19 protein-coding genes, 1 tRNA gene and 1 pseudogene are annotated in these 21,584 nt (G+C 74.4%); 5 read left to right on the plus strand and 16 right to left on the minus strand.

Annotation, left to right across the window (positions count from 1 at the left end; genetic code table 11):
- The first annotated feature begins 38 nt into the window (after window positions 1–38).
- The gene (locus ACZ1IK_RS01390; RefSeq protein WP_036383651.1) at window positions 39–1,040 is read left to right on the plus strand and encodes an aminotransferase class IV; all 1,002 of its coding nucleotides are present in this window, start codon (window positions 39–41) and stop codon (window positions 1,038–1,040) included.
- A gap of 77 nt (window positions 1,041–1,117) precedes the next feature.
- Window positions 1,118–1,396: a DUF4235 domain-containing protein gene (locus ACZ1IK_RS01395; RefSeq protein ID WP_036383649.1), complete on the plus strand. Its 279-nt coding sequence runs from the start codon at window positions 1,118–1,120 to the stop codon at window positions 1,394–1,396.
- Between the two features lie 78 nt (window positions 1,397–1,474).
- Here the strand turns inward: ACZ1IK_RS01395 and mnhG are convergent, their stop codons facing one another.
- The 9 genes and pseudogenes from mnhG to ACZ1IK_RS01440 all read right to left on the minus strand — a co-directional run bounded on the left by mnhG (window position 1,475) and on the right by ACZ1IK_RS01440 (window position 11,606).
- Entirely contained in the window at window positions 1,475–1,882 is a 408-nt protein-coding gene (gene mnhG / locus ACZ1IK_RS01400; RefSeq protein ID WP_036383647.1) for a monovalent cation/H(+) antiporter subunit G, read from the minus strand.
- Complete coding sequence (locus ACZ1IK_RS01405) at window positions 1,879–2,217, minus strand: MrpF/PhaF family protein (RefSeq protein ID WP_036383645.1); 339 nt, start codon at window positions 2,215–2,217, stop codon at window positions 1,879–1,881. Before ACZ1IK_RS01405 ends, mnhG begins: the two co-directional genes overlap by 4 nt.
- Complete coding sequence (locus tag ACZ1IK_RS01410; RefSeq protein ID WP_036383643.1) at window positions 2,217–2,834, minus strand: Na+/H+ antiporter subunit E; 618 nt, start codon at window positions 2,832–2,834, stop codon at window positions 2,217–2,219. The genes ACZ1IK_RS01405 and ACZ1IK_RS01410 overlap by 1 nt, the downstream gene beginning before the upstream one ends.
- Window positions 2,821–4,452, minus strand: coding sequence for a Na+/H+ antiporter subunit D (locus tag ACZ1IK_RS01415; RefSeq protein ID WP_465098233.1), 1,632 nt, complete (start codon window positions 4,450–4,452; stop codon window positions 2,821–2,823). Before ACZ1IK_RS01415 ends, ACZ1IK_RS01410 begins: the two co-directional genes overlap by 14 nt.
- Window positions 4,449–5,009: an NADH-quinone oxidoreductase subunit K gene (locus ACZ1IK_RS01420; RefSeq protein WP_052001218.1), complete on the minus strand. Its 561-nt coding sequence runs from the start codon at window positions 5,007–5,009 to the stop codon at window positions 4,449–4,451. Before ACZ1IK_RS01420 ends, ACZ1IK_RS01415 begins: the two co-directional genes overlap by 4 nt.
- Window positions 5,006–8,104: a Na+/H+ antiporter subunit A gene (locus ACZ1IK_RS01425; protein ID WP_465098234.1), complete on the minus strand. Its 3,099-nt coding sequence runs from the start codon at window positions 8,102–8,104 to the stop codon at window positions 5,006–5,008. The genes ACZ1IK_RS01420 and ACZ1IK_RS01425 overlap by 4 nt, the downstream gene beginning before the upstream one ends.
- 68 nt (window positions 8,105–8,172) lie before the next feature.
- A pseudogene (locus ACZ1IK_RS01430) lies at window positions 8,173–9,573 on the minus strand (MFS transporter); the annotation flags it as partial.
- Window positions 9,492–10,073 carry a dCTP deaminase gene (dcd, locus tag ACZ1IK_RS01435; RefSeq protein ID WP_036317147.1) on the minus strand — a complete coding sequence of 194 codons (582 nt, stop codon included), beginning with the start codon at window positions 10,071–10,073 and terminating at the stop codon, window positions 9,492–9,494. The pseudogene ACZ1IK_RS01430 and the gene dcd, both read right to left, overlap by 82 nt.
- Before the next feature lie 3 nt (window positions 10,074–10,076).
- A complete protein-coding gene (locus ACZ1IK_RS01440; RefSeq protein WP_465098235.1) occupies window positions 10,077–11,606 on the minus strand; it encodes a hypothetical protein in 1,530 nt (509 codons plus the stop codon).
- Window positions 11,607–11,750: 144 nt separating this feature from the next.
- On the opposite strand from ACZ1IK_RS01440, the gene ACZ1IK_RS01445 reads away from it, so the two are divergent.
- Both ACZ1IK_RS01445 and ACZ1IK_RS01450 read left to right on the plus strand, forming a co-directional pair.
- Window positions 11,751–11,948: a hypothetical protein gene (locus tag ACZ1IK_RS01445; RefSeq protein WP_230956193.1), complete on the plus strand. Its 198-nt coding sequence runs from the start codon at window positions 11,751–11,753 to the stop codon at window positions 11,946–11,948.
- A 99-nt stretch (window positions 11,949–12,047) separates the two neighbouring features.
- Window positions 12,048–12,121 (plus strand) — tRNA-Gly (locus tag ACZ1IK_RS01450).
- 167 nt (window positions 12,122–12,288) lie between these two features.
- Here the strand turns inward: ACZ1IK_RS01450 and ACZ1IK_RS01455 are convergent.
- A complete protein-coding gene (locus tag ACZ1IK_RS01455; RefSeq protein WP_095353956.1) occupies window positions 12,289–12,735 on the minus strand; it encodes a DUF2087 domain-containing protein in 447 nt (148 codons plus the stop codon).
- 260 nt (window positions 12,736–12,995) lie between these two features.
- Here ACZ1IK_RS01455 and ACZ1IK_RS01460 point away from each other — a divergent pair, with 260 nt between their 5' ends.
- Window positions 12,996–13,976 (plus strand): AEC family transporter, encoded by a 981-nt coding sequence (locus ACZ1IK_RS01460; protein WP_465098236.1) that lies wholly within the window; start codon window positions 12,996–12,998, stop codon window positions 13,974–13,976.
- A gap of 55 nt (window positions 13,977–14,031) precedes the next feature.
- Here the strand turns inward: ACZ1IK_RS01460 and ACZ1IK_RS01465 are convergent, their stop codons facing one another.
- From ACZ1IK_RS01465 to ACZ1IK_RS01490, 6 genes are all read right to left on the minus strand, one after another.
- Entirely contained in the window at window positions 14,032–14,991 is a 960-nt protein-coding gene (locus tag ACZ1IK_RS01465; protein WP_020626110.1) for a diaminopimelate dehydrogenase, read from the minus strand.
- A gap of 44 nt (window positions 14,992–15,035) precedes the next feature.
- Window positions 15,036–15,629 (minus strand): hypothetical protein, encoded by a 594-nt coding sequence (locus tag ACZ1IK_RS01470; protein WP_134377242.1) that lies wholly within the window; start codon window positions 15,627–15,629, stop codon window positions 15,036–15,038.
- Window positions 15,630–15,753: 124 nt separating this feature from the next.
- On the minus strand, window positions 15,754–16,233 hold the full coding sequence (locus tag ACZ1IK_RS01475; RefSeq protein WP_069941971.1) for a flavodoxin domain-containing protein: 480 nt from the start codon (window positions 16,231–16,233) through the stop codon (window positions 15,754–15,756).
- A gap of 40 nt (window positions 16,234–16,273) precedes the next feature.
- On the minus strand, window positions 16,274–18,373 hold the full coding sequence (locus ACZ1IK_RS01480; RefSeq protein ID WP_256836831.1) for an NHL domain-containing thioredoxin family protein: 2,100 nt from the start codon (window positions 18,371–18,373) through the stop codon (window positions 16,274–16,276).
- A 95-nt stretch (window positions 18,374–18,468) separates the two neighbouring features.
- Window positions 18,469–19,323 (minus strand): hypothetical protein, encoded by an 855-nt coding sequence (locus ACZ1IK_RS01485; RefSeq protein ID WP_206450381.1) that lies wholly within the window; start codon window positions 19,321–19,323, stop codon window positions 18,469–18,471.
- On the minus strand, window positions 19,313–21,571 hold the full coding sequence (locus tag ACZ1IK_RS01490) for a bifunctional copper resistance protein CopD/cytochrome c oxidase assembly protein (RefSeq protein WP_465098237.1): 2,259 nt from the start codon (window positions 21,569–21,571) through the stop codon (window positions 19,313–19,315). Before ACZ1IK_RS01490 ends, ACZ1IK_RS01485 begins: the two co-directional genes overlap by 11 nt.
- Window positions 21,572–21,584: the final 13 nt, after the last annotated feature.

The raw sequence follows: 21,584 nt of genomic DNA on the forward strand, positions 1-21,584 counted from the left end.
GCCCCGATCGGCCGGGGGCGGGCATCTATCCTGGGCGGATGCGTCCCACCGCCTTCTCCCCCGCCGCCGGCTCGCCCGTCCTCGTCCTGCTCGAGACGGACGCGGACGGCGCCCCCGCCCCGCGGCTCGCGGACCCGGCCGTCCCGCACCTGAGCGTCACGGACCAGGGGGTCACGCGCGGCGACGGCATCTTCGAGACGGCGCTCGCCGTCGCCGACGGGCTCGGGACCCTGCGCATGCGCAAGCTCGGAGCCCACCTCGGCCGGCTGGCCGCGTCCGCCGCCGCCCTGCAGCTGGCCGCCCCCGAGGCGGCGGCGTGGGAGGCCGCCGTCGCGCTCGGCCTGCGGGCGTTCACCGAGGCCAACGACGTCGCGCCCGGGGACCGTCTCGCCGTGCGCCTGACCGTCACCCGCGGCCCGGACGCGGCTCCCGGCGCGGTGCCCACGCCCACCGCGTGGGCGCTGCTGAGCCCGGCCCCGGCGATCCAGGACGAGGAGCGGCAGCGGGGGCTGCGGGTGCTGCTGCTGGACCGCGGCATCGACTCGCAGGCCCCCGAGCGCTCCCCGTGGCTGCTCACCGGCGCGAAGACCCTCTCCTACGCCGTGAACATGGCCGCCCTGCGCTACGCCCGCGCGCACGGCGCCGACGACGTCGTCTTCACCAGCGCGGACGGCTACCTGCTCGAGGGCCCCACCTCCACGGTGCTGATCGTGCGCACCGGGGAGGACGGCGTCCGCCGCCTCCTCACCCCGCTGCGCCAGAAGGGCATCCTCGCCGGCACGTCGCAGGCCGTGATCTTCGCGGCCGCCCACGCGGACGGCTGGGAGCTCGGCTACGGCCCGCTCGTCCCGGCGGACCTCCAGGGCGCCGAGGGCGTCTGGCTCGTCTCCTCGGTGCGCGGCGTCCTGCCGGTGCGCGCCGTCGACGGCGTCGAGATCCCCGTGGACCACGAGCTCACCGGCATGCTGCAGGCCCATCTGGACGCCGACGGCGACCCCGGCCGGCACGTCAGCGGCGACCCGGTGCCCACCGCGGGCTAGGCTGGGGACCGGCCCGTCCGGCGTCGTCGGCCGCGGCCGCAACCGCACGTGAGATCCCCGACCACGGAAGGCGCACCATGAACACGCTCGCCCAGAAGGCCCTGTCCGCCGGCATCACGCTGGTCGGCGGCATCGTCGGCTCCCGCGTGGTGGCGGGCGGCTGGCGGCTCGTCACCGGCCACAGCGCCCCGAACGACGCGGCCGACGAGACGCTGCCCCTCATCGAGGCCCTGTCCTTCGCGTTCATCTCCGCGGGCGTCGCGGCGCTGCTGAAGGTCGCCGGCCAGCGCGGCGCCGGCGCCGCGATCCGCAAGGTGTCCGAGTCCACCGCGCACCGCGTGGACCACGAGGTCTGAGCCGCCCCGCCACCACCACGACGACGGCCGCCGCCCGGAGGGATCCGGACGGCGGCCGTCGTGCTATGCGGGGTGGTGTCAGCGGCGCCCGCGCGGCCGGGCGCCGGCGCGGCGCGGCCCGGGGTCCGCCGGGGGCTCGGCGCGACGGACGACGGCGGCCAGCTCGTCCCGGTGCAGCAGCTCACGGCGGGCGTGCTTGGTGCGGTAGCCCGTACGGCCCACCAGGTGGGAGGCCACCGGGGCCGTGACCATCTGGGTGACCCACGCCAGCAACAGCACGGGCAGCCACACCCACGACCGCCACTCGATCGCCAGCCCGGCGAGCATGAGCAGCAGGCCGAGGACCTGCGGCTTGGCGGCGGCGTGCATGCGGGCCAGCAGGTCCGGGAGCACGAACAGGCCCACGCCGGCCACCAGGGAGAAGAAGGCACCGCTGACGAGCAGGAACGCGGCCAGCCAGTCCAGGAGCGTGGCGGTGTCGGTCATCGGCCCTCCTCCCCGCCCGGCACGTCCGTGGTGCCGGGCACGCGCGCCTGGTCCTCGAGCGAGTGGTCCGGGCGCCGGTCCTCCGCGAAGCGCGCCACCGTCACCGAGCCGACGAAGCCGACGGTGGCGGCCAGCACCACGAGGACCACGTGGTGGGTGTGGCGGTGCACGGCCATCTCCAGGACGAGCATCCCGGAGAACACCACGAGCAGCACGTCCGTGGCGACCGCCCGGTCCAGCAGCGAGGGGCCGCGCACGATCCGGTAGAGCGCACCGACGGCGCCGACCACGAGCAGCGCCCCGCCGGCCCACGTGGCCAGGTCCATGGGGTCCATCAGGCCTCCTCCTTCGGGGGGCGGGCGGCGGGGGGCGCCGAACTCGGGAAGCGGCGGACCAGCTCGAGGTCCTCACGCGTGCCGACGGCGCGGATGATGCCCGCCTCCACGTCGAGGGCCTTGGCGCGGAAGCCCGCCACGTCCTCGTCCGTGGTCGCGTCGAGCACGTGCAGGTACAGGACGGAGCGGACCCGGTCCACGTCCAGCACGATCGAGCCCGGCACCAGGGCCAGGGCGTGGCTGACGAGCGTGATGATGAGGTCGTCGTGGCTGCGCAGCGGGACGCCCACGATCGAGCCGCGGGCGCGGCGGCCACGCAGCAGCACCGTCCCGGCCACGTTGACTGAGGCGCGCACGACGTCGACGAGGAACCGCACCGTGAACACGAGGGACCACCAGGGGTTCAGACGGCCGCTGAACGGGATGCTCGGCATCGGGAAGAGCCCGATGATCAGCAGCGCGAAGGCGAGGCCGGTCAGGGCCACGTGCGGAGCGAAGTCCTGCCACAGGGCGCACCACACGGCCACCATCACGAGGATCAGCGGCCACTGGGCCACGATGCCCCGGATCCGGTCGGGGCGCACCACGCCGCGGCGGGCGGAGTCACTTCCGGGCATCGTGCACCTCCGTCGGGTCGACGCTGAGGGTGGCCGCGGCCCGCTCGGCCGCGGCGTCGTCGAGCACCGCCGCGATGTAGGGCGAGCGGTCGAGCATGTCCGTGGCGGCCTCGTCGGCCAGCGCGAACAGCGGACCGGCGGCCACCGTGAACACCAGCGTCAGGCCCACGAGCGCCGTGGTGGGCAGCACGAGGCCCGGCTCGAGCGGGCGGGGGCGCTCGCCACGGGCGACGGCCCGCTCGTAGGCGGCCACGAGCTGGGCGGGCGGGTGCTCCACGTCCTCGACGCGGCGCCAGAACGCGCGGGTCCACACGCGCACCACCACGAGCAGGGTCAGCAGGGACACGAGCAGGGACACGCCCACCAGCGTGTAGGCCAGGGGCGTGGCCTGCTCGACGCCGCCGCGCAGCAGGCCGACCTTGCCGAGGAAGCCGGAGAACGGCGGGATGCCGCCGAGGTTGAGCGCGGGCACGAGGAACAGGACGCTCACGAACGGGGAGACCTTCGCCAGGGACCCGAGGCGGTCGATGTTCGCTGTGCCGGCGCGGTTCTCGATCAGGCCCGTGACGAGGAAGAGCGCGGTCTGCACGGTGATGTGATGGGCCACGTAGTACACGGTGGCCGCCAGCCCCGCCTCCGTGGCCAGGCCCAGGCCGAAGATCATGTAGCCGATGTGGGAGACGAGGATGAAGGACAGGATGCGCTTGATGTCCGTCTGGGCCAGCGCGCCGAGGATGCCCACCACCATGGTCAGCGCGGCCACCACGAGCAGGAGCGCGTTGACGTGCTCCCCCGGGAAGAGCAGCGTCTCGGTGCGGATCATCGCGTACACGCCCACCTTGGTGAGCAGGCCCGCGAACACCGCGGTCACCGGGGCGGGCGCGGTGGGGTACGAGTCCGGCAGCCAGAAGGACAGCGGGAACACGGCCGCCTTGATGCCGAAGCCCACCAGGAGCAGCACGTGCAGGACCATCTGCACGTCGGTGGGCAGCTCGCCCAGCTTCACGGCCAGGTCCGCCATGTTCACGGTGCCGGTGGCCGCGTAGATCATCGCGATCGCGATCAGGAACACCACCGAGGAGAGCACGGAGACCACCACGTAGGTGATGCCCGCGCGGATGCGCTGGGCGGTGCCCCCCATGGTCAGCAGCACGTAGGAGGACGTCAGGAGGATCTCGAAGCCCACGTAGAGGTTGAACAGGTCGCCGGCGAGGAACGCGTTGGACACGCCCGCCACGAGGATCAGGAACGTGGGGTGGAAGATCGAGACCGGCCCACCCTCGTCCCGGTTGATCAGCCCCTGCGCCGAGGCGTACAGCAGCACCGCCAGGGTGATCAGCGCCGACACCACGAGCATGAGGGCCGAGAGCCGATCCACCACGAGGCTGATGCCCAGCGGGGCCGGCCAGCCGCCGAGGTGGACGGCCGCGACCCCGGTGTCCCAGACCGCGGCCAGCAGCAGCGCGTCCAGCACGAGGGTGAGCACGAGCGCGGAGACCGTGACGGTGATCTGCGCGCGGGGGCGGCGCACGAGCATGAAGGTCACGGCCGCGCCCAGCACGGGCAGCATGACGGCCAGCGGGGCCAGGTCGGTCAGGGGGACGGAACCGATGCTCATGCGCGCTCCCCGCCCTCGGGACGGCGGCCGCGGGACGCTGCCCCGGATCCGGTGGGCGCCTGGGGGGCGGGCGTGGCGTGCTGCACCTGGGGCCGTGCCTCCGTCGCGTGCTCGTAGTGGGCGTTGGGGTCCGCGGCGTCGTCCAGGAACTCGGAGGACTCCTCCACGAGCTCCGCGTCGTCCTCCGCGTCCCAGGCGGGCATCCGGGCGATCTTGACGTCCTCCGCGTCCACCTCGACCTCGTCCTCGCGGACGAGCAGCCACGAGCGGTAGATCATGGCGGTCAGGAACGCGACCACGGCGAAGCCGATCACGATCGCGGTGAGGATCAGCGCCTGCGGCAGCGTGTCCGCGTACTCGTGCGGGTCCCGTCCGCGCACGAACAGCGGGGCCAGGCCCGTGCCGCCCGAGGCGAGGAACAGCAGCATGATGGCGCCGTTGTTGATCAGCACGATGCCGAGCAGGATGCGCGTCAGGCTGCGCTCGAGCACCAGGTAGATCCCCCCGGCGAACATCACGCCCATCGCCAGGAGCAGGGCCAGGTCGACGGTCATCATCGGGCGGCCTCCGGGGCGTCGGGGGTGGACGGGGTGGGCATGCGCGGATGACGACGGCGGGCCGCGGCGCGCAGGCGGGCGCGGCGGGCCTCCTCGCCCCGGCGGTCCACCTCACCGCCGAGCGAGCGCAGCACGTCGATCACGAGCCCGACCACCACGAGGTACACGCCGATGTCGAACGCCGTGGCCGAGACCAGCTTGAGGGCGTCGCCGAACAGCGGCAGGTCGGTGAACTCCACCACATAGGACTGCAGGATCTGCCCGCCGAAGAAGAGCGGGGCGATCCCGGTGAGCGTGGCGATCGCCAGGCCCAGGCCGATCATGGGCCCGGCCGGGATCACGGAGGCCTCCTGCAGCTCGTACCGGCCGCCGGCGAGGAAGCGCAGCGTGAGGGCCAGGCCTGCGAGCAGGCCGCCGGCGAAGCCGCCGCCGGGGGTGTTGTGCCCGGCCAGCAGCAGGTAGACGGAGAGCAGCATCATGATCGGGAACATGAAGCGGGTGACGACCTCGAGGATGATCGAGCGCCGCTCGGGGGCCATCGTGTGGCCGGCCACGAGCCACTGGCCCTTGCGATCGTCCACAGCGAAGCTGCGCACGACGGACAGCTCGCGGGCCCCGAGCGAGGAGTCGGCGCCGAAGTCGCCGACGGAGCCGGGGGCGACGTCGTCGATGCTGCGGGTGCGCCCGTCGCGGTGCTGCAGGAAGATCAGGGAGGCCACGCCGGTGGCCGCGGCGGCCAGCACCGTGATCTCGCCCCACGTGTCCCACGCGCGGATGTCCACGAGGGTGACGTTCACGGCGTTCGTGCCGTAGCCGTCCGTGTAGGCGAGTTCCGGCATGGGCAGCGAGATCCGCTCCGCCGTGCGGGCGGCCAGCGCGGTGGCGGCGATCCACATCATGGTCAGGGCGAAGCCGCCGGCGACCGCCATACGGGCGATCCGCCGCGAGCCGGTGCGGCGGTCGTACCAGTCCGGCGGCAGCACGCGCAGGCCCAGGATGAGGGTGACCAGGATGATGGTCTCCACGAGCACCTGGGTGATCGCGAGGTCCGGGGCGCCGCGCATCGCGAACAGGGCGGCGGCGCCGTAGCCGGTCACGGACACCAGCATGATCGCCTTGAAGCGGCGGCGCGCGCGGACGGCGAACACGGTGGCGACGGCGATCATCAGCACCACGACCAGCTGCGCCGGGGTCTGGAACCAGGCGACGTCCGCGGAGAGGAACGAGGTGGCCAGCGTGCGCTCGCTGCGCCCCACGGGGAAGAGCAGGAACGCGGCCGGCAGCAGGAACGCGGTGGCCAGGATGATGCCCAGGTAGCGGCGCAGGGAGCCGGTCTGGGTGCGCCCCGTGACCCAGATGGCGACCTCGTCGAGGGCGCCGGTGATCTTCCGGTACGTGCGCAGGGCGTCGACCGGGAACTCGACGCGGCGCTGGAACGCCTCGACTCCCGGCCGGCCGAGGGCGAGCAGCGCGCCGAGCACCCAGACCCCCGCGGAGAGGGCGAGGATGGGCGTCCAGCCGTGCCACAGGGCCAGGTAGGCCGGCGCCTCCTCCGGGTCCAGCGGCGGCAGGGAGCCCGTGTGGGCGGTGATGATCCCCTCCACCGGGCCGGGCAGGAAGGCGAGCACCAGGCCGGCGAGCGCGAGCAGCGCGGCCGGGGCCAGCTCGAGGGTGGTGACGCGGGTGTGGAAGCGCGTGACGGGGACCGCGGCCCCCTCCTCGTCCCGCTTGGCGGCGAACGAGCCCCACAGGAACCGCCACGTGTAGGCGAAGGTGAGCACCGAGCCCACGGTCATGAGCACGAGCGGCGTCCAGCCCCACACGTCCGCGTGCGCCACGCCGTGGGCGGCCAGGCCCTCCAGGACGGACTCCTTGGCCACGAAGCCGAACAGCGGAGGCAGGCCGGCCATGGACAGGCCCGCCACCACGGCGACGGCGGCCAGGGCCGGGTGGCGGCGGCCGATCCCGGAGAGCTGGCGCAGATCGCGCGTGCCGGCCTCGTGGTCGATGATGCCGACCACCATGAACAGGGGGGCCTTGAACAGGGCGTGCGCCAGGAGCATGGCGAGGCCGGCCATGGCGGCGTCGCGGGTGCCCAGCCCGTTGGCCACCATGAGGAAGCCGAGCTGGGAGACCGTGCCGTACGCGAGGACGAGCTTGATGTCTGTCTGCCGCAGGGCGCGCCAGCCGCCGAGCAGCAGGGTCCACAGACCCACGCCGATCACGAGGACCTGCCACATGGCGAGGCCGTGGAACTCCGGGGCCAGGCGGGCCACGAGGAAGACGCCGGCCTTCACCATGGCCGCCGCGTGCAGGTACGCGGACACGGGGGTCGGCGCGGCCATCGCGCCCGGCAGCCAGAAGTGGAAGGGGGCCTGGGCGGACTTCGTGAGGGCGCCGATCAGCACCAGGGCGACGGCGACCTCGAGCAGCCCGCGCAGCCCGGCGTCGGCCATGAGGGCGGGGGCGGCCTCGAGGACCCCGGAGATCCGCCAGGACCCGGCGAAGTGGGCCAGCATGATCAGGCCCGCGAGCATGGCCAGGCCGCCGAACGTGGTGACGATCAGGGCGGTGATGGCGGAGCGGCGGGCGAAGATGCGGTGGCCCGAGTAGCCGATCAGCAGGAAGGACAGGACAGACGTGATCTCCCAGAAGGTGTAGAGCACCATCAGGTCGTCCGTGGTGACGAGCCCGAACATCGCGCCGGCGAACGCCAGCAGCTGCCCGCCGAACACCGCGTTGCGCGGCTCGTGCTCCCGGAAGTAGCGGGCGCAGTAGGCCAGGACCAGCGCGCCGACTCCCAGCACGATCAGGGACATGAACGCGGCCAGCACGTCCATGCGGAACGCGAGCTCGATCTCGAGGTACGGCACCCACGGCACGGCGCGGTCCAGGTGCGCCGCCGAGGCCGGGACCGGCCGGCCGGCGTCGAGCGCCTCCTGCAGCGCGAACACGTGCGGCAGCTGGGTGAGCAGCCAGACGAAGCCCGCCGCGGGGGCGGCGGCGAGCAGATAGAACCCCTGACGTCCCGTCCACCGGAAGATCACCGGGGCGGCGAGCGCGACGACGAAGAGCGCGGTCAGGATGACGAGCAAGCGGTCCCTTCGTCAGGCACGGGCGGGGGTACGGTCCAGCCTAGCGGAGGGATGCGCCCCACCCGGGGTCAGCGGACCGATTCCGCGCTCCGCGTGATCGGCTCCGTGACCCGGGCGAACAGCAGCCCACCGGCCACGAGCACGACGGCGATCACGGGGATGACCACCCGGTTGTCCGGGTGCAGGGCGAGCGCGAGCGTCACGAGCGCGGGCGTGATGAACCCGACCGCGCGGCCCGTGGTGGCATACAGCCCGAACACCTCGCCCGCCGTCCGCGGCGTGGTGAGCCGGCCCAGGAACGCGCGCGAGGCCGACTGCACCGGGCCCACGAACAGGCACAGCGCCAGCCCGCCGACCCAGAACGCGAGGGTGCCCGAGGCGAAGAACAGCGCCCCGGCCACGAGGACCATGGCGGCCAGCGAACCGAGGATCACCCGGCGCGGGCCGACTGCGTCGTCGAGCTGCCCGCCCACGAAGGCGCCCAGGGCGGCCACCACGTTGGCCGCGATCGCGAACAGGACCACGTCCGAGGCCGCCAGCCCGTAGACCGTGGTGCCCAGGATGGCGCCGTAGACGAACACCGCGCCCACGCCGTCGCGGAACACCGCCGAGGCCACGAGGAACCACAGCGTGTTCCGGTCCTCGCGCCACATCCGGGCCAGCGTGGCCCCGAGCTCGCGGTAGGAGCCCAGCACCGACTCACGGCGCGGCCCGCCGTCCGCCGCCGGGGCGGGGGCCGGGTCCGGCACGGCCACCAGCACGGGGATCGCGAACACGAGGAACCACGCCGCGGCCACCAGCGCGACCACCCGGATGTTCAGCCCCTCGTCCTCCGTGATCCCGAACCAGTGCGCGTCCCCCGAGACGAAGCCCACGAACACGATCAGCAGCAGCAGGATCCCGCCGAGGTAGCCCGCTCCCCAGCCGATCCCCGAGATCCGGCCGATCGTGGCCGGCGTCGAGATCTGCACGAGGATCGCGTTGACCTGCACCTCCGCGAACTCGAAGAACACGGTGCCCAGGGCGATCAGGGTGACGCCCAGCAGCAGGGAGGACTCCCGGGGCGTGACGAAGAAGCACGCCGCGGTGCACGCGATCACCGCCGCCGTCATCACCCCCAGCCAGAGGCGGCGCCGGCCCGCGCCGTCCGCCCGCCGCCCCAGCACGGGCGCGGTGACCGCGATGACGACGCCGGCCACCGCCATCGCCGTCGAGAGCCACGCCGTGCCCCGCTCGTCCGGCCCGAACGCGTCCGAGGCCAGGTAGGTGCCGAACACGAAGGTGACCATGACCGCGTTGAACGCGGCCGAGCCCCAGTCCCACAGCGCCCACGCGGCCACCTGGCGACGCGGGGCGGCGGAGGCGACCGGCGGGAGCGCGGCGCCGGTCATCGCTCGATGCGGGTGAGGTGGAAGTCGCGGTGCGCCCGGGAGGCCGTGGGCCCGCGCTGACCCTGGTACCGGTTCTGGTTGGCCCCGGTGCCGTACGGCGACTGGGCCGCCGAGGAGAGCCGGAAGAAGCACAGCTGGCCGATCTTCATCCCCGGCCACAGCGTGATGGGCAGCGTGGCCACGTTGGACAGCTCGAGCGTGACGTGCCCGGAGAACCCGGGGTCGATGAACCCGGCGGTCGAGTGCGTCAGCAGGCCCAGCCGCCCCAGCGAGGACTTGCCCTCGAGGCGGGCGGCGAGGTCGTCCGGCAGCGTGACCTGCTCATAGGTGGAGCCGAGCACGAACTCCCCCGGGTGCAGGATGAACGCCTCGTCCGGGTCCACCTCCACCAGCCGGGTCAGCTCGTCCTGCTCCTGGCGCGGGTCGATGTGCGCGTACCGGTGGTTGTCGAAGAGCCGGAAGAACCGGTCCAGGCGCACGTCCACGGACGCGGGCTGGACCATCGCCGGGTCGAGGGGGTCCAGGCCCACGCGGCCGGAGTCGAGCTCGGCGCGGATGTCGCGGTCGGAGAGCAGCACGGCTCAGTCCATTCGCACGACGACGGCCAGCGGGGTGCGCTCGCGGCCCTGGCCCAGCGGGTTGTCCGCGAAGGCGGCCTCGAGGACGGCGGCCGACGCGGCGGTGTCCTTGCCGAGGGCGTTGCGGCCGATGTCGTTGGCGTCCATCACGACGGTGCCGGCGAAGGAGGCCTTCGCCCAGGCCGGGATGTCCGCCGCCCGGATCATCGCCGAGACCTCGGCGGCCACCCGGTCCGGCTCGGCCGGGGGCAGCTTGGCCGAGACGTTGGCCGGGAACGTGGAGTAGGTGGTGGGCCCGTCGATCGCGCGGACGTTGCCGCCCACCACGTTGTAGAACACACCGCGCTTGCCGGCGACCTTGCCGGCGGCGCCGGCGGCCGCGGAGAGCACGATGCGCGGCAGTCCGGCCTCCTGGATGGCCAGCTGCATGGTGGTGGGGTCGCCCAGGCCGATGCCCGCGGGCGTGCGGGTGACCAGGCGGGAGAGGGCGCGGGCGGCCACGGAGGGGCGGACCTCCCAGGTGTAGTAGGAGCGGCCCTGGGTGATGGCCACGATCTTCTCGGACACGGAGAAGTGCCACGGGGCGTCCTGCGGCATCGCGTCCGCGGGCAGGTCGCGGAAGAAGTCCTCGATCTCGCCGCGCAGGTAGGCCTGCAGGTCCGTGTCCCGGTCCACCAGGCCGGTCTGCACCGGGAAGCGGCGGTAGCGGCGGCCGTCCTCGGCGGAGACCAGGTCGAGCTCCTTGCCCGGGTTCGGCTCGTGGTCCGGCTTGGCCGGTGCCGGGGCGGCGGGGGCCTCGTCGACCGCGGCGGCGGGGCCGGCCGGGGCGGCGTCCGCGTCCACCGCGTCGCGCAGCCAGAGCTCGAGGTTGAGCAGGCGCCAGAAGCGCTCGGGGTCGTGCCGGCGCGGGTGGGCGAGGAAGTCCTCGAACAGCGCGCGGACGGTGGGCGCGTCGGCGTACGGGCGGGCGGCGAACGAGTCGGAGGCGAACACCTCGCGGACCGGCTCGCGCAGGGCGAGCAGCAGGCCGGCCGCGGCGTCGTCGTCCGCGGGGCGGGCCGGCGGGAGGACGGCGTCCACCAGGCCGGCGAGCCGCCCGCGCGGCACGCCGCGGTCGGCGGGGCGCTCGTGCGCGCGGGCGTCGACGAACGCGGAGTTCAGCAGCGCCTCGACGGGCACGTCGGCGCGCTCGCGGGAGTCGGCCAGGCGGGCGGCGACGTCGCGGCGGGTCGCGGTCAGGGTGCGCGCGGCACCGCGCAGGCCACGGGACGCGTCGGCAGCCGGAGGCGTCGGGGCGGGGCGGCCGTGCAGGTGCGCGGTCGAGGCCAGGGGGCCGCCGTGGGCGCGGATCGCGGCGCGGACCGGCTCGAGGTCGGCGACCGGGGACGGTGTCGCGGCGGGGGCGGGCGGTGCGGGCCGGGGACCGCCGACGAGGAAGGGGCGGTCCGTCTCCCCGAACGCGAGGTAGCGGTACACCGCCGCGTCGTCGGGGCGGGCGGGGACCTGGGCCGCGTCGGCCGTGGTGTCGCGCATGGGACGTCCTTCCGGGACAGGGGCTGCCGGACGCGTCCGGCCGCGGCCGGGCGCGGTTCGGACTCTACCAGCGGCCCCCGGCGCGCTTTCGTTCGGGAAACGGCGGCCCCTGGTGCGCTTTCGTTCGGGAAACGGCGGCCCCTGGTGCGCTTTCGTTCGGGAAACGGCGTGGCCGGCCGCTGGCGCGCGGGTGCGGCCCTGACCATCCGCGGCGAGTTCTCCATCGTGATCGCCGGGCCGGTGCTCACGCGGTACGCGGACGCGTTCGGTCGCTCGCGCGCCCGGGCGGCGACGCGGCGGGTGCGGGCGCGCGAGGTCGCCGCAGCGGACCCGGTGCACTGACGTACGGGTCCGCGGGGCTCAATGACGACGCGGGGCCGGTCGCACGGCCGGGCTGGTGTATGGTGGTGCCCGCGCCGCAGGCGGAAGCTGAGCGGTTGCGCGGGCGTAGCTCAATGGTAGAGCGCTTGCTTCCCAAGCAAGATACGCGGGTTCGATTCCCGTCGCCCGCTCCACACCACGACGACGGCCCCGGGCCCCTCACGCGAGGGACCCGGGGCCGTATCGGTCCACGTCGCCCCGCCACGGCCGCACCGGGAACGCAAGACGTCGGAATGCGGCCACATTCCGGTGTCATGGCGACCGCTGGCGTTCCAGGTCGACGTGCGGGGTCCCGCTCCCCTCAACCGCCCGCGCGGATCTCGCGCAGCCGGCGTTCCAGGTCGACCGGCAGGTCTGCGGCGAAGCGCGGGTCGAGGTCGGGCCCGGCGTCCGCCAGTCGGTAGACGCCGTCGGCGCGGTCGAGGAACCCGTAGTCCACGAGTTCGCGACGCAGCGTGGCCACGTCCTCGTGGGCGGGGCGCAGCAGGTCGTTGACCTCGGCCTCCGCGTAGGCGCGGCCCGCTCCGAAGCGACGCAGCAGCTCGAGAAGGACGGCCACCCGCGGCTTGCGACGCGCAGGGATGGAGCGCAGCCGGTCCCCGTCGAAGAAGCGGGCGAGCACGGTCGCGTGGTAGCGCTCGGCGGACTGCCACTCGTCGGCGAGGGCCGCCGCCGCGGCGGTGTACCGCTCACCGGTGACGGCCATGCGGGCGCGGATCAGGGTCTTGAGGTCGGACTGACGGGTCATGGTGCATCCTCGCCGGCGCGCTCCCGGCCATGCCGCGCCGCGGGTCGGGGACGACGTCCGTCGCGTGCGGGCGGGCCCGAGGATCCGCTCCCCTTCGCGCCGGGCTGCAGGGCCCTGCCGCGCGGGGCCGGGCCGCGTGGCGCGCTCGGCGGTGGGCGCCGCCGTCGTGATCCAGGCTAGCCGAAGCCCGCGGCGTAGGATCGCGCCATGCCCCTGACCCCGCCGCGGACCGCCCCGCCCCGCCCCGTGGAGGCCCGTCCGTGACCCAGGTGCTCTCCGGCTTCGCGGTCGTGTGGGTGATCATCCTCGTGGGCGTCCTGGTGGGGCGCACGGGGGTGCTCGGCGAGCACGGCCGCACCGTGCTCTCCCGCGCGGCGTTCTTCATCGGCAACCCGGCGCTGCTGTTCGTCACGCTCTCCCGCGCGGACGTGGGCGCCGTGCTGGGCCCCCAGCTGTGGGTGGCCACGCTGTCCGCGTTCGCGGCGGCCGCACTGTACCTCGCGGTGACGGTCCCGCTGCTGAAGGGCAGGTCGGCCTCGGAGCGGATCATGTCCGCGCTCAGCGCCTCGCTCGTGAACTCGGCGAACCTCGGCATCCCCATCGCGGCCTACGTCCTCGGCGACGCCGCCCTGGCCGCCCCGGCGCTCATCTTCCAGCTGGCGATCTACACGCCGCTCTACGTGGCCGCGATGGACGCCGCCACCGCGCGCGAGGCCCGACGACGCACGACGGCGGGCCGGCGCCGGGCGGTGCGCCGCTCCCCCGGGCGCGCCGTGGCCGACCAGGTCCGCCACACGGCCACCAACCCCCTGATCCTGGGCTCGGTGGCCGGCCTGGTCTTCTCCCTCACCGGCTGGTCGTTGCCGGGCCCCCTCATGGAGTCCGTGGAGCTCATCGGCGGGCTGTCCATCCCGGCGATGCTCCTGGCGTTCGGCATGTCGCTGGTCGGCTCGCGGCCGCTCGAGCGGGCCGGCGGGCGACGCGCGGACGTGCTGCTCGCCTCGGCGGTGAAGCTGGTGGTGCATCCGCTGCTGGCCTGGCTGCTCGCGCAGTTCGTGTTCGGCCTGGATGCGCGGCACGTGTTCGTCGCCGTCGTCCTGGCCTCCCTGCCGACCGCGCAGAACGTGTTCGTCACCGCCGTGCGCTACGACACGGGCCTGCGCGTCTCGAAGGACACGATCCTGGTCACCACGATCGTCGCGATCCCGGCGATGATCGCCGTCGCCCTGCTGCTGGCCTGAGGCCGACGACGGCGGCGCCCGGCCCGGTGCCCCGCGCCGGACGCCTCGCCGCGGCTCAGACGTCCCGGCGGATCAGCTCGTCCAGCCCCGTGGGCGAGAGCAGGTACGGGGCGACCTCGAGCACGGTGCGCGCCCCCGTCTCCCCCTGGGCCTTCAGCCGCGCGGCGGCACGGCCGTAGGCGACCTGCGCGGCGGCGGTGAAGTCGGGGTTGGACTCCAGCTCCAGCACGAACTCGACAGCGCTGCGCGAGCCGCCGAGGTCGCCCGAGGTGACGACGTGGCCGCCGTGCGGCATGCCCTGGTGGTCGCGCTCGAACTCCTCCTCGGAGATGAAGTGCACGGTGGTCTCGTACGGGGCGAAGTAGTCGGGCATCGTGGTGATGGCCTCGGTGATGGCCGCGTGGTCGGCCTCGTCGGCCACCACGTAGCACTCACGCACGTGCGCGGAGGCGCCGGTGATCTCGGCGCCCCGTCCGGCGCGGGCCTCGGCGATCGCCTCCTCGCTGGGGATCGTGTACTGCACGCCGCGCCGCACGCCGGGGACCCGCCGGACGGCGTCGGAATGGCCCTGCGAGAGACCCTTGCCCCAGAACGTGTTCTGCTGCGGCTGCGGGAACAGCGCCGCGCCCAGCACCCGGTTCACCGAGAACAGGCCCGGGTCCCAGCCGGTGGAGATCATCGCCACGTGCCCGCCCTCCCGGGCCGCGGCGTCCATCTCGGAGCGGTGCCGCGGGATGAGCTGGTGGTTGTCGTAGGTGTCCACGGTGGTGAAGTGCCGCGCGTAGCCGGCCGCCTGCTCGGGGATGTCCGTGGCGCTGCCGAGGCAGAGGAACAGCACGTCGATCTCCCCGGCGTGCTCGGCGGCCCGCTCCGCCGGGAGCACGGGCGTGTCCGTGTCCAGGCCGGTGCGACGCGAGAAGATGCCCACCAGCTCCATGTCCGGCTGGAGCTTCACGAGCTTCTCCACACTGCGTCCGAGGTTCCCGTATCCGACGATGCCGGCGCGGATGGTCATGTGCGTCCTCCTGGTGGGGTCGTGGTCAGGTCGGTCCCGCCAGCCTAGGCCCGGCGCCGCGGGGCGCCGAGTCCGCCGGCCGGACCGCGCAGCAGGAGCACGACGACGGCGACCAGCCCCGCCAACGCCAGCACGCTGACCACGTAGATCGGCCAGGCCCACGGGCTGTGGTCGCCCCCGCCGACGCCGTAGGTGTCCGCGAGCGCCATGCCCGGCCCGAACGAGGCCATGAAGTAGGCCGGGGACGCGGCGACGAGCGAGGCGAGGCCCAGGGCGAGGACCGCCAGGGGGTCGACCTCCTCGCGACGCCACGTGAGGAACCACAGGATCGCGGCCACACCGAGCCCGGCCGCCAGGATCACGGCCGACAGGACGAAGGGGACGCCGAGCTGGCCCGCCGCGCTCAGGTCCGCGTAGATCCTCCCGAGGCCGCGGTCGCCGGGCGCGGCGGCCAACGGGTTGAGGACGAACACCTGCAGGGCCGCGAGCGCCGCGGCGGCGGCGATGACGCCCGGGACCACCGCGCCCGCGGCGAGCCGCACCCACCCGGGCCGGTCGGGCAGGGCGAGGGGCGCCGTCGTCGGGCGGGGCCGGGCGGGGCGGGAGGACGCGGCGGGGCGACGGGCGGAAGGGGACATGCGGCCAGGCTAACCGCTCGCCTCCGCCGCGGGCACGAGCGCCTCCGGCGCCGTTTCGTCAACGAAAGCGTCTGCGGAGGCTCCTCCGCCTCCACCGTCTCGTCGACGAGCGCGGTGGGTGAGGTCAGCGGACGCCGGCGCCGGAGAGGGTCTTGGCCCAGGCCTCGATGGCGTCCCAGTCGCGGTAGTCGCCGTAGTGCTCGTTGCGGGAGAGCTTGAGCTTGAGCTTCTCCAGCCGGCCCAGGCGCTCCTCGACGAGCGCCCCGCGGAAGTACGCCACCTCGCGCGGACCGTAGGACTCGAGCTTCTCCCGCACCGGCGGGGCCAGCTCGGGCGCGCCGCCGGAGGCCAGGATCACGAGCGGCAGGTCCGCCAGCTCGGCCCGACGGGTGTCGAGGAACGCCCGCGCGTCGGCGGCGAGCGAGCCCGTGTAGACCGGGGCCGCGACGATCACCGCGTCCGCCGTGGCCAGCCACGCGGCGGCGCCCTCGACGTCCTCCACCACGGTCGGGACGGCCTGCGACGTGCGCAGCACCTCCGCGACACGCTCGGCGATCTCTCGCGTGGATCCGTGGGCGGACGAGGTGACGATGAGCGTGGTCATGGTGGGGCGCAGCCTTCGGGGTCGGGGGCGGACGACGCGCTCAGTGTATCCCGCGCAGGTCCAGGTCCAGGCGGGTCTCGGCGCCCTTCGGGGCCCGGTCCGGGGTGTGCACCGTGACCGGGATGCCCCAGTCCTGCTGGTACAGGTGGCAGGCGGCGTGGTCCGGGATGGGCTGCCCCTTCTCCCCGTCGCACGCGGCGGCCCGGGCGGTGATGTGCAGGACGCCCTCCTCGACCTCGGGGTTCAGCCGCAGCGTCCGGTGCAGCCCCGTGGACGTGCCGGCGCCCTCGAGCAGCAGCTCCTCCGGGGACGAGGAGACCTTCAGCTGCGTGGGGTCGCCCCAGCGGTCGTCCAGCTTCTGCCCCGTGGGCGCGGCGAAGCCGATCGTCAGGTCCAGGTCGCCGGCCACCACCGGGGTGCGGGGACGCTGCGTCTGCCGCGCGCCCTCGTCCACGGTGAGGAACTCCTCCGGCACCGCCAGCCGCGTGAGCCGGTGGGCGTTGGACTCGACCACCACGATCGCAGTGTCGTTCCCGTCCGCGTCGTGCTCCACGAGCACGTCCGAGGGCTCGAGCAGTCCGCGCGCCACCGTGGTCACCGTGGCCGGGACCGCCCGGCCCGCGGCGTCCTCGCCGGCCGGGGCGTACCGGCGGATCGCGCCGTTGTACGTGTCGGCGATCAGCACGGAGCCGTCCGGCAGGGCTGTGACGCCCAGCGCGTGCTGCAGGCGCGCGCGGTCCGCCTCCCCGTCCACGTGGCCGAAGTCGAACAGGCCCGCCCCGACGGCGGTCCCGACCTCGCGGCGCCCGTCCTCCCCGGTCCGCACCCAGCGCACCGCGGAGGTCTCCGAGTCCGCGACCCACAGCGTGCCGTCCGCGCCCACGGACAGCCCCGAGGGCTGCGCGAACCAGGCCCGTCCGGCGTCGCCGTCCAGCAGGCCCTCGAGCGCCGTGCCCGCGTGCACCGCGAGCGCGCCCGTGACGGGGTCGAAGTCGAAGAGCTGGTGCGTGCCGGCCATCGCGATCACCACACGCCCCAGGGCGGGGTGCCACACGACGTCCCACGGGGAGGACAGCGAGATCGCGGTCGGCTCCCCGGGCAGGTCCGCGAGGTCGACGGCGACGTCCCCCTCGTCGTCGACGGCGGCGGCCTCCTTGGCGCGCTCGGAGTCGATGAGCTTCTGCACGCCGTTGCCGGCGAGGGTGCTGACGCGCCCGTCCGACAGGCGCAGGCCCCGCAGCCGGTGGTTGACGGAGTCCGCCACGACGACGTCGTAGCCGACGCGCTGGGCGACGTCCTCGGGCAGCAGCGCCAGGCCCTGGGGCTCGTTGAACAGCGCCTCGTCCGGCCCGCCGTCCGCGTGGCCCTTCTCCCCGGGCGTGGGGAATGCGAGCTCGGCCTGGCCCGCGTCCGCCGCGGCGGGGTCCCCGCCGCCGAACGCGCGGAGCACCGTGGTCAGGTCCTCGGCGACCTCCAGGAGGCGGTGGTGGCCGGTGTCCGAGACGAGGAACGAGCCCGGGCGGGAGCCGCGGCCGCCGAGCGACACGGCCTTGCCGGGGAACGACAGGTCCCGGGCCACGGGCGCGGGCGGGACGTAGGGGCCGGAGCCGCGGTGCAGCGTGCCCTTGGCCTCATGCTCGGCCACGAGCTCGCGCACGAGCCCGTAGAGCCCGGCCACGTGCCCCTCGCCGGACAGGTGCGCGGCGATGTAGCCCTCCGGGTCCACCACCACGAGGGTGGGCCACGCGCGCGCCGAGTACGCCTGCCACGTGGTCAGCTCGGGGTCGTCCAGCACGGGGTGCTCGATGGCGTAGCGCTCGACGGCGGCCGCGAGCGCGTCCGGGTCCGCCTCGTGCTCGAACTTGGGCGAGTGCACGCCCACCGTGACGAGCACGTCCGCGAACTCCTCCTCAAGCGGGCGCAGCTCGTCCAGGACGTGCAGGCAGTTGATGCAGCAGAACGTCCAGAAGTCGAGGAGCACGACCTTGCCGCGCAGGTCCTCGAGGGCCACCTGCTCGCCGCCGGTGTTCAGCCAGCCGCGGCCCACGAGCTCGGACGCGCGCACCCGGGTGGCCGCGCGCGGCACGGCGGCGGGGGCGTCAGCGGACGGGGCGGGGTTCGGGGTCTGCGGTGCGGTCATGCCCACCATCATGACGCACGCCCCGGACGCGTCAGCCGTGAGCGGACGCCGGCGGCGTCACAGGGGGAAAGACGACGCCGCCGGGCGGGTCCGGCTCAGTCGGCGGCCAGGGCGGCGGCCAGCATCTCCTCGGCGATGAGGGTGAACTCCTTGCGCCCGGCCTCGGGCCGGCCCACGAAGGAGACCATCACCACGGCGTCGGAGGTGACGGCGGTGAGCACCTGGGCCGTGAGCTGGGGCTCGGACTCCGAGGCCACGGTCCGCTCCCACACGAGGGCGGACTGCGCAGGCGTGCCGTCGGACAGCGGCGCGTCGGAGACCTCGAGGCGGTAGTCGACGGTCGCGTCCCCCTCCTGCACGGTCATGGTCATCTCGCGGCAGTCGGCGCGCAGGGCGTTGACGGTCTGGAGGTGCCGCTCGACGTCCTGGCGGCCCTGGCCCGTGAGCCGGGCGACCTCCACGGTGCCCGTGCCCGTGAAGGTGTCGGCGCCGACGTCCACGCGCGTGGCCTCGGCCTCGTCTAGGGCGATCGGGGAGAAGTCCAGGGCGGTCAGCGGCGCCTTGCACTGCGCCGGCTGCACGGTGGTCCGGTCCGCGTCCGCGCGCCGGTCCCGGGAGTCCTCGCGGGCCGCGTCGATCTCCTCCGCCGTGGCGGCCCGCTGCCGGACGAAGCCGAACGTGGCCGCACGCTCGGCCGCGGCCTGCGCCATGCGCTCGTCCTGACGGTCGCCCAGGCCGAGCCCCTCCGGGGCCGCCGACTCCGTGGGCGCCGCGGTGCCGGCGTCGCCGTGGACTCCGTCCGCGGGCGCGGACGCGGCGGCCGGATCGCCGTCCCCGGCCCTGCAGCCCGTCAGGGCCAGCAGGCCGGCGGCGACGGCGGCCGCGAGGCGCAGCCGACCACGCCGGGGCGCGGCCGGGCGGCCGAGGGGAGGGAGGAGGTCAGCGGACATCACGGGCCTCCTCGGGGCCGGTGGAGGAGTCACGGGCCACGGGCTCGGCGCCGCTCGGGGCGTCGGTGACCGGGGTGCCGTGCATGCGGGCGTACATCTCGTTCCAGCGGCGCAGCTCCGCGTCGCCGTCGCGGTCGGCCTGCCGGTCCAGCCGGACCGCGTTCTTGCGGTCGCTGCGATACCAGAGCACGGCCACCATCACCGCCATCATCACGGTGGGGAACTCGCCGATGCCCCACATCACCGCGCCGCCGATGCGCTGGTCCTCGAGGGCGGTGGGGCCCCAGTCGCGGCCCATGTTGCCGAACCAGGACGCCTGCATCAGGCCGGTGGAGGAGGTCATGGCGACGCCGATGAAGGCGTGGAAGATCATCGTGGCCATCAGCAGCACGAGCCGCAGGGCGTACGGGGGCCGGCGCGGCAGCGGATCCGAGCCGATCATGACCAGGGCGAACAGGAACCCGGTCAGCAGGAAGTGGACGTTCATGAACTCGTGGCCCACGTGGGTCTCCAGCGAGAACCGGAAGAAGTCCGTGTAGTAGAACACCAGGATCGAGCCGGCGAAGTTGACCCCCGCCACGATCGGGTTCGTGATGAACCGACCCCACGGGGAGTGCACGATCCACAGGATCCACTCGCGGGGGCCGCGCGTCCCGTCCGTGCGGGACGGCAGGGCCCGCAGCGCCAGGGTGATCGGCGCGCCCAGGACGAGGAAGACGGGGCTGAGCATCGTCAGCGTCATGTGGCCCACCATGTGCGCGCTGAACAGGACGCGGCCGTACACGGCCGGGGACCCGGAGGTCGCCCACAGCAGCACGGCCAGGCCCGCGAGCCACGCGACGGTGCGCAGCACGGGCCACCGGTCGCCGCGGCGGTGCAGCTGCCACACGGAGCGCAGGTACCACAGGGACAGGAACGCGATGATCGCGACCCACAGCCAGTCGAACCGCCACATCGTGATCCACCGGGCGCCCTCGAGGGCCGGCGGCAGCTCGTAGCCGGTGAGGATGCGGGCCGGGGAGGCGTCCGGCGCGAGCTCCTCCGGCACAGGCGGGGCGGTCCGGGAGAGCACGGAGGAGACGCCCATGACGGCGCCCATGATCACGGCCTCCACGGCGATGAGCTGCCACAGCAGGCGACGCGCGGGGGCGGGGCTGGGACGGTCCGGGCCGGCGTCGAGGCGGGGAATCACCCACCGGCGGTGCAGCAGGCCGATCAGGCCGAGGCCCAGGGCCGCCAGGAACTTGACCGAGACGAGGATGCCGTAGGGGCTCAGCAGCTGGGCCGGATCGTCCATGCGGATCGACGCGTTGACCACGCCGGACAGCGCCACCGTGACCAGGCCCAGCCCGGCGAGCACGGAGTACCGGGTCAGGACCGTGTGCAGCAGGGGCGCCGGGCCCTGCCGACGCAGGCTGCGGCCCCGCCCCTGCGCCCCGTTGGGCCCCACGAGGGTGTCCGAGATCGCGACGAGCACGAGCAGTCCGCCCACCCACACGACGACGCCGAGCAGGTGCAGGCCGATCGAGTTCACGGCGCCGTTGTGGTCGTCACCGCCCGCCGCGTGCCCGATCAGGGCCAGGGGCACGAGGGCGAGCATCGCCAGGATGCCGGTCCAGAACAGGCCGTTGTGGGAGCGGACGGCGATCGCCAACGTGGTCACGACGGCGGCGATCACGGTGACCCAGAACCACGCCTGGCCCACCGAGATGCCGACCACGTAGGCCGCCAGGCCGTCCGTGAAGCCCTGCCCCGCCGTGACGGGGATGCCGGCGAGGTCCGAGTAGGACAGCACGCCGACGGCCAGCGCGGCCACCGTCCACACGCCGGCGCTGACGGCGGCGATCCGCATCACGCGGGTGAACGCGGGGTGCTCGGGCAGCGGTGCGGCGTCCGCGTCCTCGCGCCGCTGCCGGGCGGAGCGGTGCCACCGTTCCGTGCCCGCCGCGTGCGGAGGCAGGACCCCGGCCGCGAAGATCAGCGCGGCGATGGTCAGGGACATCGCCACGTTGGAGACGAGCTCCCCCACGGGCACGCCCCAGCGGGTGACCCACCCCGGGTCGGAGAGCTGGCGCGCGGCGGTGACGCCGGTCAGCCAGCCGGCGGCGGCGAGGCCGGCCGCTCCCGCGGCGGCCACGAGCACCCAGATCCACCGGGGCACACCGACCGGCCCCGACGGACCGGGGCGGGCGGCGTCGTCGTTCTCGGCGGGATGGCTGCCCCGGGCGGGGGCGGTGGCGGCGGACATGGGGTCCATCCTC

It is taken from the genome of Micrococcus sp. CS26, from assembly GCF_055522295.1.

Coding starts and splice junctions, on each gene's coding strand:
- ACZ1IK_RS01390 (WP_036383651.1), top strand. CDS start 39: ATGCGTCCCACCGCCTTCTCCCCCGCCGCCGGCTCGCCCGTCCTCGTC.
- ACZ1IK_RS01395 (WP_036383649.1), top strand. CDS start 1,118: ATGAACACGCTCGCCCAGAAGGCCCTGTCCGCCGGCATCACGCTGGTC.
- mnhG (WP_036383647.1), bottom strand. CDS start 1,882: ATGACCGACACCGCCACGCTCCTGGACTGGCTGGCCGCGTTCCTGCTC.
- ACZ1IK_RS01405 (WP_036383645.1), bottom strand. CDS start 2,217: ATGGACCCCATGGACCTGGCCACGTGGGCCGGCGGGGCGCTGCTCGTG.
- ACZ1IK_RS01410 (WP_036383643.1), bottom strand. CDS start 2,834: ATGCCCGGAAGTGACTCCGCCCGCCGCGGCGTGGTGCGCCCCGACCGG.
- ACZ1IK_RS01415 (WP_465098233.1), bottom strand. CDS start 4,452: ATGAGCATCGGTTCCGTCCCCCTGACCGACCTGGCCCCGCTGGCCGTC.
- ACZ1IK_RS01420 (WP_052001218.1), bottom strand. CDS start 5,009: ATGATGACCGTCGACCTGGCCCTGCTCCTGGCGATGGGCGTGATGTTC.
- ACZ1IK_RS01440 (WP_465098235.1), bottom strand. CDS start 11,606: ATGCGCGACACCACGGCCGACGCGGCCCAGGTCCCCGCCCGCCCCGAC.
- ACZ1IK_RS01455 (WP_095353956.1), bottom strand. CDS start 12,735: ATGACCCGTCAGTCCGACCTCAAGACCCTGATCCGCGCCCGCATGGCC.
- ACZ1IK_RS01465 (WP_020626110.1), bottom strand. CDS start 14,991: ATGACCATCCGCGCCGGCATCGTCGGATACGGGAACCTCGGACGCAGT.
- ACZ1IK_RS01470 (WP_134377242.1), bottom strand. CDS start 15,629: ATGTCCCCTTCCGCCCGTCGCCCCGCCGCGTCCTCCCGCCCCGCCCGG.
- ACZ1IK_RS01475 (WP_069941971.1), bottom strand. CDS start 16,233: ATGACCACGCTCATCGTCACCTCGTCCGCCCACGGATCCACGCGAGAG.
- ACZ1IK_RS01480 (WP_256836831.1), bottom strand. CDS start 18,373: ATGACCGCACCGCAGACCCCGAACCCCGCCCCGTCCGCTGACGCCCCC.
- ACZ1IK_RS01485 (WP_206450381.1), bottom strand. CDS start 19,323: ATGTCCGCTGACCTCCTCCCTCCCCTCGGCCGCCCGGCCGCGCCCCGG.
- ACZ1IK_RS01490 (WP_465098237.1), bottom strand. CDS start 21,571: ATGTCCGCCGCCACCGCCCCCGCCCGGGGCAGCCATCCCGCCGAGAAC.